11 protein-coding genes and 2 pseudogenes are annotated in these 11,739 nt (G+C 67.7%); 8 read left to right on the top strand and 5 right to left on the bottom strand.

Annotated features, from left to right (window positions below; translation table 11 throughout):
* Positions 1–27: 27 nt before the first annotated feature.
* Positions 28–639 (top strand): hypothetical protein, encoded by a 612-nt coding sequence (locus tag E4N62_RS22525; protein WP_230217143.1) that lies wholly within the window; start codon positions 28–30, stop codon positions 637–639.
* Between the two features lie 72 nt (positions 640–711).
* On the opposite strand, the gene E4N62_RS22520 is transcribed toward E4N62_RS22525, so the two are convergent.
* The 4 genes from E4N62_RS22520 to E4N62_RS22505 are packed head-to-tail and all read right to left on the bottom strand — an operon-like array spanning position 712 to position 2,408.
* Positions 712–1,011: a hypothetical protein gene (locus tag E4N62_RS22520; RefSeq protein WP_230217141.1), complete on the bottom strand. Its 300-nt coding sequence runs from the start codon at positions 1,009–1,011 to the stop codon at positions 712–714.
* A 60-nt stretch (positions 1,012–1,071) separates the two neighbouring features.
* Positions 1,072–1,335 carry a DUF397 domain-containing protein gene (locus E4N62_RS22515; RefSeq protein ID WP_230217499.1) on the bottom strand — a complete coding sequence of 88 codons (264 nt, stop codon included), beginning with the start codon at positions 1,333–1,335 and terminating at the stop codon, positions 1,072–1,074.
* Positions 1,336–1,356: 21 nt separating this feature from the next.
* Positions 1,357–1,548 (bottom strand): DUF397 domain-containing protein, encoded by a 192-nt coding sequence (locus E4N62_RS22510; RefSeq protein WP_230217139.1) that lies wholly within the window; start codon positions 1,546–1,548, stop codon positions 1,357–1,359.
* An 11-nt stretch (positions 1,549–1,559) separates the two neighbouring features.
* On the bottom strand, positions 1,560–2,408 hold the full coding sequence (locus E4N62_RS22505; protein WP_230217137.1) for a helix-turn-helix transcriptional regulator: 849 nt from the start codon (positions 2,406–2,408) through the stop codon (positions 1,560–1,562).
* 142 nt (positions 2,409–2,550) lie between these two features.
* Here E4N62_RS22505 and E4N62_RS22500 point away from each other — a divergent pair, with 142 nt between their 5' ends.
* The 3 genes and pseudogenes from E4N62_RS22500 to E4N62_RS22490 all read left to right on the top strand — a co-directional run bounded on the left by E4N62_RS22500 (position 2,551) and on the right by E4N62_RS22490 (position 5,016).
* Complete coding sequence (locus E4N62_RS22500) at positions 2,551–2,979, top strand: ATP-binding protein (RefSeq protein ID WP_230217135.1); 429 nt, start codon at positions 2,551–2,553, stop codon at positions 2,977–2,979.
* A gap of 66 nt (positions 2,980–3,045) precedes the next feature.
* Positions 3,046–4,053: a bifunctional lytic transglycosylase/C40 family peptidase gene (locus tag E4N62_RS22495; protein ID WP_230217133.1), complete on the top strand. Its 1,008-nt coding sequence runs from the start codon at positions 3,046–3,048 to the stop codon at positions 4,051–4,053.
* A 235-nt stretch (positions 4,054–4,288) separates the two neighbouring features.
* Positions 4,289–5,016, top strand: a pseudogene (locus tag E4N62_RS22490) (phosphatase PAP2 family protein).
* A gap of 151 nt (positions 5,017–5,167) precedes the next feature.
* On the opposite strand, the pseudogene E4N62_RS22485 reads toward E4N62_RS22490, so the two are convergent.
* Positions 5,168–6,720 (bottom strand): annotated as a pseudogene (locus E4N62_RS22485) (FAD-binding oxidoreductase).
* Between the two features lie 647 nt (positions 6,721–7,367).
* Here E4N62_RS22485 and pstS point away from each other — a divergent pair.
* From pstS to pstB, 4 genes are all read left to right on the top strand, one after another.
* Positions 7,368–8,495 (top strand): phosphate ABC transporter substrate-binding protein PstS, encoded by a 1,128-nt coding sequence (gene pstS, locus E4N62_RS22480; RefSeq protein ID WP_230217131.1) that lies wholly within the window; start codon positions 7,368–7,370, stop codon positions 8,493–8,495.
* Between the two features lie 144 nt (positions 8,496–8,639).
* Positions 8,640–9,644, top strand: a complete 1,005-nt coding sequence (gene pstC, locus E4N62_RS22475; protein ID WP_230217129.1) for a phosphate ABC transporter permease subunit PstC — start codon at positions 8,640–8,642, stop codon at positions 9,642–9,644.
* Positions 9,641–10,693, top strand: coding sequence for a phosphate ABC transporter permease PstA (gene pstA, locus E4N62_RS22470; protein WP_230217127.1), 1,053 nt, complete (start codon positions 9,641–9,643; stop codon positions 10,691–10,693). Before pstC ends, pstA begins: the two co-directional genes overlap by 4 nt.
* 48 nt (positions 10,694–10,741) lie before the next feature.
* Positions 10,742–11,518, top strand: a complete 777-nt coding sequence (gene pstB, locus E4N62_RS22465; protein ID WP_230217125.1) for a phosphate ABC transporter ATP-binding protein PstB — start codon at positions 10,742–10,744, stop codon at positions 11,516–11,518.
* Positions 11,519–11,739: the final 221 nt, after the last annotated feature.

Raw genomic sequence — 11,739 nt, 5'->3', positions numbered from 1 at the left:
GTCAGTGGCTGCGGTTACGTTGAGGGCATGAGTTCTTCTCTGAGTGTGTATCTGCTGGATGTGGCTGCCACCCGGGCGCTCGTCGGGTCGGGTGACCAGCAGTTGTTGGATGTCGTGCGGAGCGAGTTCGGGGACGATCTGGCGCGGGACGACGAGTGGTTCGCGTCCGAGATCGAGGACGGGGCTCCGACGGCGTACGAGGCGTTGCGGGCCGTCGTGCACGCGGGGCCGTTCGGTGAGAACAAGGAGCATGCCTTTCAGTACGGGTACGCGTACAAGCGGCTGTGTTCTCTCACGGGGGCGTTCCTGGACAACAGTTGCTTCACGCCGCACCGGGGCGACTGGCTGTCGGTGGTCGACGAGGGGTTGAGCGCACTCGGGATCACCGCGGTGTCCGTGGAGGAGTTCGGGTACAGCGATCTGCCGGCTCCGATTCCCTCCACGTACATACCGGGGTGCGGTGAGTGGACGCACGAGCAGTGTCTGCGGGCGTTGGAGCAGTTCGAGGCGACCAAGGCGAAGGACGGGGCTCCGCCGCCGCTGGAGCCGGAGGTCGTGGAGGCGGTCATGCAGGTTCTGCAGTGGCTGCGCCATGCCGAGTCGCGACCCGGGTTCGGGGTGATCGGGTTCAAGTCCTGAGGGCGCTTCCCATGGGCCCGGCGACCTGACCGACCAGGGCCATCAGCATCCCCGTGTCGTACACGACCACGTTCACGCGTCGGCCTCGTTGCGCGGTGTGCGGCCGAGGATCGTGTCGATCTCAGCCTGCTCCTCCTTGGTCGGCTCGATGTCGTCACCTGCCCAGATACCCGTACCAGCCTCCTCCTCGGCCTCCAGGCGGGCCTTCTCGAGGGGCTCGAAGATCTTCCTGACCCGGTCCTGCTGATCCATCTGCGCCTGCGCGGCGATGGTCAGGAAGGTGGAGACGTCGAGTCCGGCGTCTGCGGCGTGCTCCCTGATTCGGTCGCGCATGGTGGCAGGCATGCTGATCGAGAAACGTACGGTTGCCATGCCACCACGGTGACACCGAGTGCTACCGGGGTTGCGCTCTTCAGGGCCATGGGGACGGCGTCACTCGGGCCGAACCTGGGCCTCCGGCTGTCGTACCGTCGGCTCGAAGCCCTCGGCCCCCTCCACGAAGTGGTCGAACTCGCCTGCCTGGACTCCCAGTACGAACGCGTCCCACTTCCGGCGGTTCGTTGTCACGACGTTGTCCGGGTCGCTCGTCTCGCGGATGTAGACGGGGGCTTCGGGGTCGTCCTCGCCGTTCCCCTCGCCGAAGGCGAGCTCGATCCAGGGGCCGGGGCCGGTGGCGTCGTCGGGGGCGGCGCGGATCCAGTCGAGGTCCGGGGGATGTCAGACACGGGAGGGGGCCTTGTCGAGTTTGAGTGTGTGGAGGAGGGCTCGAAAGCCTTGCGGGGTGGCGTTGAGTATGGCTCGGGTGGGGTCGGCGGATTCGGTGAGGTGGATGGTGGCGGGGCCGTTGGATATGTGGACGCAGGAGGCGCCCTCGGAGCAGTACGAGGATTTTTGCCAGCGCGGGTTCATGGGCGTTCCCTTCACAGCTCTCGCATCACGTTGTGGATGAGGTCTCGGGTCTTCTCGGGGGCGAGTGTGACGGCTTCGATCCTGTCGAACAGTGTTCGGTACTTGTGCAACTGTGCCTCGGCGTCGAGGAACGCGAGGCCGTGGGACTGGTCGAGATAGACGGTGTCCAGCTGTGGCACGTGGGCGAAGGCGTAGTGGATCGACTGTCCGGACCCCGGGTAGGCACCGGCGTCGAAGGAGATCGCTCGCAGGGTGATGTGGGACAGGTCGCTCATGTCGAGCAGGTGCTGCAACTGCTGTCGGGCAACCGTGGAACCGCCGACGCGCATGCGCAGAGCGGCCTCGTGGATGACGGCCTCGTAGGGAGTCGGGTCGTCCTCGTGGAAGAGAATGGCCTGTCGCTTGATGCGGAACGAGAGCCGGTGCTCGATGTCGGGCGGTGAGAGTTCGGTGACCGCCTGGCGGAAGATCTCCAGGGCGTACTCGCGGGTCTGGAGCAGACCGGGGATACGGGCTGTGATGGCGTCGCGCAACGACTTGGCGTAGTGCTCCAGTTCGGCCAGGTCGAGCAGCGGCGTCGGCAGTAGCTCGCGGTACTCCTCCCACCAGCCGCGCTGCCGGGTGCGCGTCATCCGCGTCAGGGCTTCGACGAGAACCTTGTCCGGGCACTCGTAGTGGCAGGCCAGCATGCGGACTCGGTCGGGGCTCACGCCCAAGCGGCCAGCTTCCATGTTGCTGACCTGGTGCTGCTTGATACCCAGCAGTTGGGCTGCTTCGGTCGATGACAGTCCCGCGCGTTCGCGCAGTTTGCGCAGCTCCGAACCCAGTCTGGCCTCCCGCCCGGTGGGCGTGCTCTTCATGGGCACGTTCGTTCTCCCGCCATGTCACCCACACGGGTGGTTGAGTCAGGTATTTAGCTTGCTGGGACTAATAACTTATTCGGTAACGCTATCTTGCTGCTCACAGCTTTCATTCAACTCCCCTCAGTAACCGGAGACTTCCATGGCCACCGTATCCCCGTCCTGGAACTACACGCTGCGCCTCCCCCGCGATCCCCGGTCTCCCGGCGTCGGGCGCGCCACTCTGCGGGCCGTGCTCTCCGCGCGCGACATCTCTGAACTGGCCCCCACCGCAGAGCTGTTGGCCGCCGAGCTGCTCAGCAACGCCCACCGGCACACCGTGGGCGAGTACGCCCTGCGGGTGCTGGAGATCGGCGGGAGGCTGCGCGTGGGGGTGTGGGACCGGGACTGGCGGGTGCCGGTGGGGTTCGGAGGGGGTGACGTCCGGCCCGTCGACCTCGACGCCGAGTGCGGGCGTGGGTTGCGGCTCGTGCGCGCCTGCTCCGAGGGGCGGGGTGTGTCCGTGTGGAGCGACCTCGGTGTCTCGCACGGCGGAAAACTGTTGTGGGTCGACTGCGGCGCCGTCGAGTGATCATTCCTAAGAAAGCGGGCCGCCTCTACACTTGCTGGCGGTGGACTGGCGCGCGGTGAGGGGCGGTTGACGGTGCGTAAGGCATGGATCGTGGTGATCGCTGCCGGCAGCGCCGGGCTCGCCTTCGTGATGGTGTTGGTCGTGGGTGTCTATCTGGTCGCCGGGAACCTCGCCGCCGGGATCGGCGGAAAGTCGGTCGGACTGGCCAAGGGGGCCGTTCCCGCCGCTTATCAGGCGCTCGTGCAGAAATGGGGCAATCTGTGCGACGCCATCAATCCCGCACTGCTCGCCGCGCAGCTGTACCAGGAGAGCGGGTTCAATCCGAAGGCGCAGAGCCCCGCCGCCGCGCAGGGGATCGCGCAATTCATTCCGGGGACCTGGGCCGCGCACGGGCTGGACGGTGACGGGGACGGCGACCGTGACGTCTGGGACCCGAATGACGCGATTCCATCGGCCGCCTCGTACGACTGCTCGCTCGCGAAGTACGTGAAGGACGTACCCGGCGATCCGACGGCGAACATGCTCGCTTCCTACAACGCGGGGGCGTACGCCGTGATCAAGTACGGGGGTGTTCCGCCGTACAAGGAGACCCAGAACTATGTGAAGACGATCACGACGCTGTCGAAGAGCTTCGCCGCTCCGACGAGCAGGGTCGACCCGAGCGAGCAGGCGGCCGGGGCCATCGCGTACGCGCAGAAGAAGCTCGGGACGCTGTATCTGTGGGGCGGCACCGGTACCGCTGAGCAGGGCGGACGCTTCGACTGCTCCGGGCTGACGCAGGCGGCGTACGACAGTGTGGGGATCACTCTGCCGCGCGTCGCGAACGATCAGTACAACGCCGGGCCGCACCCCTCGCGCGACGAGCTGCTGCCCGGGGATCTGGTGTTCTTCTCCGACGACCTCACCAACTCGCGGGCCATTCGGCACGTCGGGATTTATGTGGGAGGCGGATACATGATCGACGCGCCGCGGACGGGAGCCGTCATCCGATTCGACCCGATTGACACCCCCGACTACTTCGGTGCGACCCGGGTCACCGAAGATGGCGCGAAAGCGTTGCCCACGACGGTCTGACAGCGCCGTAATTCTCTGTGAACCACTGCCCTGAGCTGCGCAGACGTGTCTCTCTTCGATAACGTCTGAGTGATCATTCAGTGGAGGGTGGAACGTATTGAGAAGGAGTGTGCGTTCCTATCTGACGTAGCGCGTTGACGCTCATGCGGAAGCACTACGGACACCACGGGGGTGGCAAAGCGCGGCGCACGTACGGGTGCGGTCGCGAGAACGATGACGAAAGGGCCGCAGCACGATGGCTGGACTCGCCGCGCATGCCGCTACCTCACTGGCCGCTGAATCCGGATCGAATCCCGACGTCGAGCTGCTGTACGACATCAATGGTCTGGCCAAGGACGCGCCGCACTGGCTGGACCGGGTGATGGAGTTCGTGGGGGAGTACGGGCTCCTCTTCGCGATGGTGCTGCTGATCCTGGGGTGCTGGTGGGGCGTACGGAAGCGGGGCGGCGAGGACGCCGCCTCCTCCGTGGCCGCGTTGGTGTGGGCGCCGCTCGCCGCCGGGGTCGCCGTGCTGGTGAACGTGCCGATACGCGGGTTCGTGGAGCGGCCCCGGCCCTTCCTCGATCACGAGGGGCTGGAGGTGCTGGTCTCCGGCAAGACCGACTACTCGTTCGTGAGCGATCACGCGACGCTGATCATGGCGATGGCGGTGGCGCTGTTCGTCGCCAACCGGAAGTTCGGGCTGGTCGGGCTGGTCATCGGGCTGCTGGGCGGGTTCATCCGGGTCTACATGGGTGTGCACTACCCGACCGATGTGATCGGGGGGTTCGCGCTCGGGACCGCGGTCGCGTTGCTGCTGTCGCCACTGGCCATGGCTCTGCTGACGCCGTTGATGAAGGCGGTGGAACGGTCGGGGCGTGTGGGGTGGATCGTGCGGGCTCGGGGGCGTGATGGGGGCGTGCGGTGATTCCGGGGGCGCGGGTCGAGTCGGCGTCCGCGGAGGAGCGGGATCTGGCGGCCTGAGGGTTCCCCGATCTTTTCGCCCCCGCCGCCCCTACCCGTCCCATCCCTCAAGGGGCTGTGCCCCTATGACCCCCAACTGGCGGTCCGGTGGGGGTTCTCGCGCAGTTCCCCGCGCCCCTGAGGCCTGCGGCCTCAGCAGGGCCTGTGGGCCTTACAGCGCCTGGGGGAACGTGAAGAAGCGGGTCGGGTCGTACTTCTTCTTCACGGTGGTCAGGCGGGGGGTTGCTTCGCCGTAGTACGCCTTTTTCCAGTTGGTCAGGGTCGCGTCGGTGTAGTTCTGGTACGCGGCGCCCGAGGCGTGGCGGGTCATGGACGTGTGGGCCTTGTCGAGCCAGGACTGGGCCGTCGTGCCGGTGGTGCCGGGCTTCCAGGAGGCGAGGTACTGGGCCAGCATCCGGGAGCGGCGGTGCACGAACGCCGTGGCCGTGGGCGAGACCCGGTTGACCTGGCCGCCGAGTGCCGTGAGGGTGATGCTGCCTGCCCCGCCCTTCACCCCGGTGATCTGGGTCAGGAGGGTCTGGACGCCCGCCGACGAGATCGAGCGGTCGAAGAAGTCCGAGCGGGCCGCGTACGTCTCCCTGCGCAGTGCGCCCTGCGGGGAGCGGCCCGGCGTCGAGCCGGGCAGGTGGCACTTGGCGTCGGTCGAGAACGAGCCGCAGCCGGCGTAGCCCTCCATGGCGTCCTCGTACGAGCGGCGCTTGAGGGAGACGCTGCGGGCCGGGGTGCCGACGCGGTCGGCGAGGCGGTCGAGAGCGTTCTCCAGGTCGCCGTAGCTGCCGAGGGAGAAGGCGGCGACGGCGACGGTCGGGGTGCCGCCGTTCTCCAGGTGGCAGGAGGACCAGATCTCGTCGGCCTGGGTGGGGCCCCACTCCTGCCAGGCCTTCAGTACGGCGGCGGCCTTGGACCACGGCCAGGTGAGGTACGCGGTGACGCCCTGGCGGGCGGGGTGGGTCTTGAAGCGGAGTTCCGTGACCACGCCGAAGTTGCCGTTGCCCGCGCCTCGTAGGGCCCAGAAGAGGTCCTTGTCGGTGGTGGCGTTCGCGATCAGTTGCCTGCCGTCCGCGGTGATCAGGGTGGCCTGGGTGAGGCTGTCGCAGGTCAGGCCGTAGGCGCGGGAGGTGACGCCGTGGCCGCCGCCGAGGGTGAGGCCGGAGACGCCCACGGTGGGGCACGAGCCGGCGGGGATGGTGACGCCCTTCGCGGCCAAGGCCCGGTAGACGTCGATCAGTTTCGAGCCCGCGCCGACCACGGCCTCGTTCTGGGAGGCGCGGATCTTGTTCAGTTTCGAGACGTCTATGACCAGGCGGCCGTTGCCGGAGGACCAGCCGGCGTAGGAGTGGCCGCCGTTGCGGATCGAGACCTTCAGGGCGTGGGCCTTGGCGTAGGCGAGGGTCGTGCGGATGTCGTCGGGGTGGGCGACGTAGGCGACGGCGGTGGGTTTCAGGGTGTCGAAGCGGGTGTTGTAGAGCTGGCGGGCTGTGGACCAGGACTTGTCACCGGGGCGGATGAGGGGACCGTCCAGGTCTCGGGCCAGGGCGGACCAGTTGGCGGTGGCGCCGGTGACTGTGGTTGTGGTGGTGCGCAGGGAGGTGTTTGTGGCGTCTGTGGCGCGGGGGTTGGGGTGGGGGTGGTGCAGGCGGAGGCCGTGGTCAGGGTGGTGGTGAGTGCGGCGGCTGCTCCGCCGAGGAATGTGCGCCGTTCCATGTGGGTCTCCCGGTGCGCCGTTCGTGGGTTCGTGGAACGAGACGGGGTTGGTGGGGTGCGGGTTCCCAGGATCTCCGCCCCCGCCGCCCCTACCCGTCCCTCCCCCACTCTCGGCTTCGCTCGAGCGGGAGGTGCCCCATCCAGGGGCTGTGCCCCTTCGTCCCCCCGCCCCGCGCCCCTCTCGCTACACCCCGCGCCCCTGACCGCTGAACGAACGTTCCCCGGCCCTCGCGCAGCCCCCAGCCCCGCACCCCGCAGCCCTCCTCTTTCGTCGGTTCGGTGGGCGTGGAGTTGAGGGGAAGTGGGGATGGTTTCTCTCTGTAGCCAGATGGGTGCGGAGAGTTATCAGGTGGAGAGGGGTGGCGCGGTGTCGGGATCCTCGCGTGTTCTGGCCGTAAGCGTTCCGTGACCTCACCGCACTGTCGGCAGGGGTTCACTCGCCGTTCACTTCCGTCCATTGGCGGCTTCACCTGATCTGCCTAATTTCAGCCTTACCCGGTGCGGGATGTGGACCGAAATGCGGCCTCACAACCCGTGACGACAGCAGTCTGAGGGACCGAAGGCATCCGTGGAACGGGTCCCGAGGCTGATACGACGACTTCGCACGCCGCCATGTGGACGGCGGCTCCTGGAAGGAACTCCCGAAAGTGAAGCTTCAGCGCAAGAACCGACTGCGCGCCCTTTCTCTCGGTGCTGTCGCCCTCACCGGCGCCCTGGCTCTGACGGCGTGCGGGTCCGACGACACCTCCACCGGTACCGACGCCTCGGGCGACGGCACGAAGGCGGCGAGCGACATCGACTGCGGCGATGCCAAGGGGCAGTTGCTGTCCGACGGTTCGTCCGCGCAGAAGAACGCCGTCGACGCCTGGGTCAAGCAGTTCTCCGCCGCCTGTGGCGTGGAGATCAACTACAAGGCCGGCGGCTCCGGCGCCGGTGTCACCGCGTTCACCCAGGGTCAGGTCTCCTGGGCCGGTTCCGACTCCGCGCTGGACTCCGAGGAGGTCAAGGCTTCCCAGGAGGTTTGCGAGGGCGGCCAGGGCATCAACCTGCCGATGGTCGGCGGTGCGATCGCCGTGGGCTTCAACGTCGAGGGTGTCGACAACCTCGTCCTGGACGCCCCGACCCTCGCCAAGATCTTCGACAGCAAGATCACCAACTGGAACGACGAGGCGATCAAGAAGCTGAACCCGGACGTCGAGCTGCCGGACCTCAAGATCCAGGCGTTCCACCGCTCGGACGACTCCGGCACCACGGACAACTTCACCGCCTACCTCAAGGCCGCGGCCGCCGCCGACTGGAAGTACGAGGGCGGCAAGACCTGGCAGGCCAAGGGTGGCCAGTCCGCCCCGCAGTCCTCCGGCGTCGCCCAGCAGGTGAAGCAGACCAACGGCGCCATCGGCTACTTCGAACTGTCGTACGCCAAGGACGGCATCAAGACCGTCGCCCTCGACACGGGTGCCGGTGAGCCGGTCGCGGCCACCACCGACGGCGCCACCGCCTTCATCGGCTCCGGCAAGGTCGTCGGCACCGGCAACGACATGGCGATGGACCTGGACTACGCGACCAAGGCCGAGGGCGCCTACCCGATCACCCTGGTCACGTACGAGATCGTCTGCGACAAGGGTGGCGACGCGGAGACCCTGCCGACCGTCAAGGCGTTCCTGAAGTACGCCGCCAGCGAGGACGGCCAGAAGCTCCTGCCCAGCGTCGACTACGCCCCGATGCCCGAGGAGATCATCACCAAGGTCCGCACCATCATCGATGGCCTGAGCTGACCCGAGTGCGGTCCGGTCCGGAGCCTCGAACTCCGGTCCGGACCGCATCGTCCGGTGCACCGCCGCCCGGAGCCGTCGCGGATCGCGTACGGCTCCATGGGGCCGTACGCACACCGCGTGTGGCTCCGCAGACCGGAGAACCCGATGAACACCACACAGATAACAGACGCGCCTCCCCCTGCCTCCCAGCCCACAGAGGTCGAGCAGAAGCGCGCGGCACGCGCCGCCACCCGACCCGGTGACCGGATCTTCCTCGGTCTCTCCCGCGGTTCGGGCATTCTGCTGCTCACGATCATGGCCGCGATCGCGGTCTTCCTCACCTGGCGGGCCGTCCTCGCCATCGGCGAGGACGAGGGCAACTTCCTCACCACCTTCGAGTGGAACACCAACACCGACCCGCCGGTCTTCGGTATCGCCGTCCTGGCGTTCGGCACGGTCGTCTCCTCGATCATCGCCATGGCCCTCGCGGTCCCGGTCGCCGTCGCGATCGCGCTCTTCCTCACGCACTACGCCCCGCGCAGACTGAGCGGTCCCATCGCCTACGTGATCGACCTGCTCGCCGCCGTGCCCTCCATCGTGTACGGCCTGTGGGGCGCGCTGGTCCTCGTACCGAACCTGACCGGTCTCTACAGCTGGCTGGACACGTACTTCGGCTGGACCGGCATCCTGGAGTGGTCGGGCGGTGCCCCCCGCTCGATGCTCACCGTCGGCATCCTGCTCGCGATCATGATTCTGCCGATCATCACGAACGTGAGCCGGGAGGTCTTCAAGCAGGTGCCGCAGGCGCACGAGGAGGCGGCTCTGGCCCTCGGCGCCACGCGCTGGGAGGTCGTCCGCATGGCCGTTCTGCCGTTCGGCCGCTCCGGAGTGATCTCCGCGTCGATGCTCGGTCTCGGCCGTGCGCTCGGCGAGACCATGGCCGTCGCGACCGTGCTCTCCCCGACCTTCACCATCAACGCCAGCCTGCTCGACCCGGGTGGCGGCACCTTCGCCCAGAACATCGCCAGCAAGTTCGGTGAGGCGACGGAGTTCGGCCGTGACGCGCTCATCGCCTCCGGTCTGGTCCTGTTCGTCATCACCCTGCTGGTCAACGGAGCGGCCCGCGCGATCATCGCCCGCCGCAAGGAGTACTCGGGGGCCAACGCATGAGCACCGAAGCCGTCGTGAAGCACCCCGAGACCCTGCAGGGTGCCCGTCTGCCGAAGTGGTTCCCGTGGGCGAACGCCGGGGGCTCCGTCGCCGTCGCCGTCGGTATCGGCCTCGTCGCCGGTCTGGACAGCAAGGTCCAGTGGGGTCTGATCGCCGCGATCCTCTACGTCCTCGGCACCTACGCCATCGCCACCCTCGTCGAGGGCAAGCGCCAGGCCAAGGACCGTATCGCGACCTCCTTCGTCTGGGTCGCGTTCCTGCTGGCCGTCGTGCCGCTCGCCTCACTTGTCTGGGTGACCGTGGCGCGTGGTGTGAAGGTCCTCGACGGCTACTTCCTCACCCACTCGATGGGCGTGGTCGCCGACTCGGAGCCGGGCGGTGGCATCTACCACGCCATCCTCGGCACGCTGGAGCAGGTTGGCCTCGCCACGCTGATCGCCGCGCCGATCGGCGTGCTCACCGCGATCTACCTGGTGGAGTACGGGCGCGGCAACCTCGCCCGGGCCGTCACCTTCTTCGTCGACGTCATGACCGGTATCCCGTCGATCGTCGCGGGCCTGTTCATCCTCAGCATCATGCTGATGTTCGACATGCAGCCCTTCGGCTTCGCCGGCGCACTGGCCCTCGCGATCCTGATGATGCCGGTCGTCGTCCGCTCCACGGAGGAGATGCTCAAGCTCGTACCGAACGAGCTGCGCGAGGCCTCCCTGGCACTGGGCGTGCCCAAGTGGCTCACTATCCTGAAGGTGGTTCTGCCGACCTCGATCGGCGGCATCACGACCGGCATCATGCTGGCGGTCGCCCGTATCGCCGGTGAGACCGCGCCCGTGCTGCTGCTGGTGTTCGGTAGTAAGTTCATCAACGCCAATCCCTTCGACGGGGCACAGGCGTCGCTGCCGCTGTACATCTACCAGCAGTACGGTTCGGGCGAGATCCCGGCGTACGACCGGGCGTGGGCGGCGTCGTTGACGCTGATCGCCTTTGTGATGATCCTCAACCTCGGCGCCCGCGGCATCGCCCGCTGGAAGGCCCCGAAGGCGGGCCGCTGACGCGGCCATGGACGAACAGTCAGCGACTCGAAAGAAGCAGTGATTCACATGGCCAAGCGCATCGATGTCAGCGGCCTCAACGCCTACTACGGCTCCTTCCTGGCCGTCGAGGACATCTCGATGACCGTCGAACCCCGCACCGTGACGGCCTTCATCGGCCCCTCCGGCTGCGGCAAGTCCACCTTCCTGCGCACCCTGAACCGGATGCACGAGGTCACGCCCGGTGGCCGCGTCGAGGGCAAGGTCATGCTCGACGAAGAGAACCTGTACGGCGCCGGGGTCGACCCGGTCTCCGTGCGGCGTGAGGTCGGCATGGTCTTCCAGCGCCCGAACCCGTTCCCCACGATGTCGATCTACGACAACGTGGCGGCGGGCCTGAAGCTGGTCGGCAACAAGAAGAAGTCCGAGATGGACAACGTGGTCGAGAAGTCCCTCAAGGGCGCGAACCTCTGGAACGAGGTCAAGGACCGGCTCAACAAGCCGGGCTCCGGGCTCTCCGGTGGTCAGCAGCAGCGGCTGTGCATCGCCCGCGCGATCGCGGTCGAGCCGAAGGTGCTGCTCATGGACGAGCCGTGCTCCGCGCTGGACCCGATCTCGACGCTCGCCATCGAGGACCTCATCGGTGAGCTGAAGGAGCGCTTCACGATCGTCATCGTGACGCACAACATGCAGCAGGCGGCGCGTGTCTCCGACCGCACGGCGTTCTTCAACCTCGCGGCCGTCGGACAGCCGGGCAAGCTGATCGAGATAGACGACACGGAGCGGATCTTCTCCAACCCGTCCGTCCAGGCCACCGAGGACTACATCTCCGGCCGCTTCGGCTGAGCCGACGCCGGGGCCTCCCCGGCCGCCGACTCCCAAGACCCCTCGCGGCGCTGCATGGCGGTGCCGCCGCGAGGTAGATAAAGGGCCCGCCCCCGGCTCCCGGGGGCGGGCCCGTCGGCTTTCGCGCTGCGGAGGGATTGCCATCCGAGGGCGCTCGCCGGGGAGCCAACGGCGGTCGCGGGGGCGGTGGAGCGGGCCGGGGCGCCGGGGCCAGCCCGCGC

It is taken from the genome of Streptomyces sp. MNU76 (genome assembly GCF_020982545.1).
Taxonomy (GTDB): domain Bacteria; phylum Actinomycetota; class Actinomycetes; order Streptomycetales; family Streptomycetaceae; genus Streptomyces.
Note: the sequence above shows the minus strand (reverse complement) of the source record. Positions and strands in the feature narration are given on the sequence as shown.

Bases quoted from the DNA above. Each gene is read 5' to 3' on its own strand.
- E4N62_RS22525 (WP_230217143.1), top strand. From the start codon at position 28: ATGAGTTCTTCTCTGAGTGTGTATCTGCTGGATGTGGCTGCCACCCGG.
- E4N62_RS22520 (WP_230217141.1), bottom strand. From the start codon at position 1,011: ATGGCAACCGTACGTTTCTCGATCAGCATGCCTGCCACCATGCGCGAC.
- E4N62_RS22510 (WP_230217139.1), bottom strand. From the start codon at position 1,548: ATGAACCCGCGCTGGCAAAAATCCTCGTACTGCTCCGAGGGCGCCTCC.
- E4N62_RS22505 (WP_230217137.1), bottom strand. From the start codon at position 2,408: ATGAAGAGCACGCCCACCGGGCGGGAGGCCAGACTGGGTTCGGAGCTG.
- E4N62_RS22500 (WP_230217135.1), top strand. From the start codon at position 2,551: ATGGCCACCGTATCCCCGTCCTGGAACTACACGCTGCGCCTCCCCCGC.
- pstC (WP_230217129.1), top strand. From the start codon at position 8,640: ATGAACACCACACAGATAACAGACGCGCCTCCCCCTGCCTCCCAGCCC.
- pstA (WP_230217127.1), top strand. From the start codon at position 9,641: ATGAGCACCGAAGCCGTCGTGAAGCACCCCGAGACCCTGCAGGGTGCC.
- pstB (WP_230217125.1), top strand. From the start codon at position 10,742: ATGGCCAAGCGCATCGATGTCAGCGGCCTCAACGCCTACTACGGCTCC.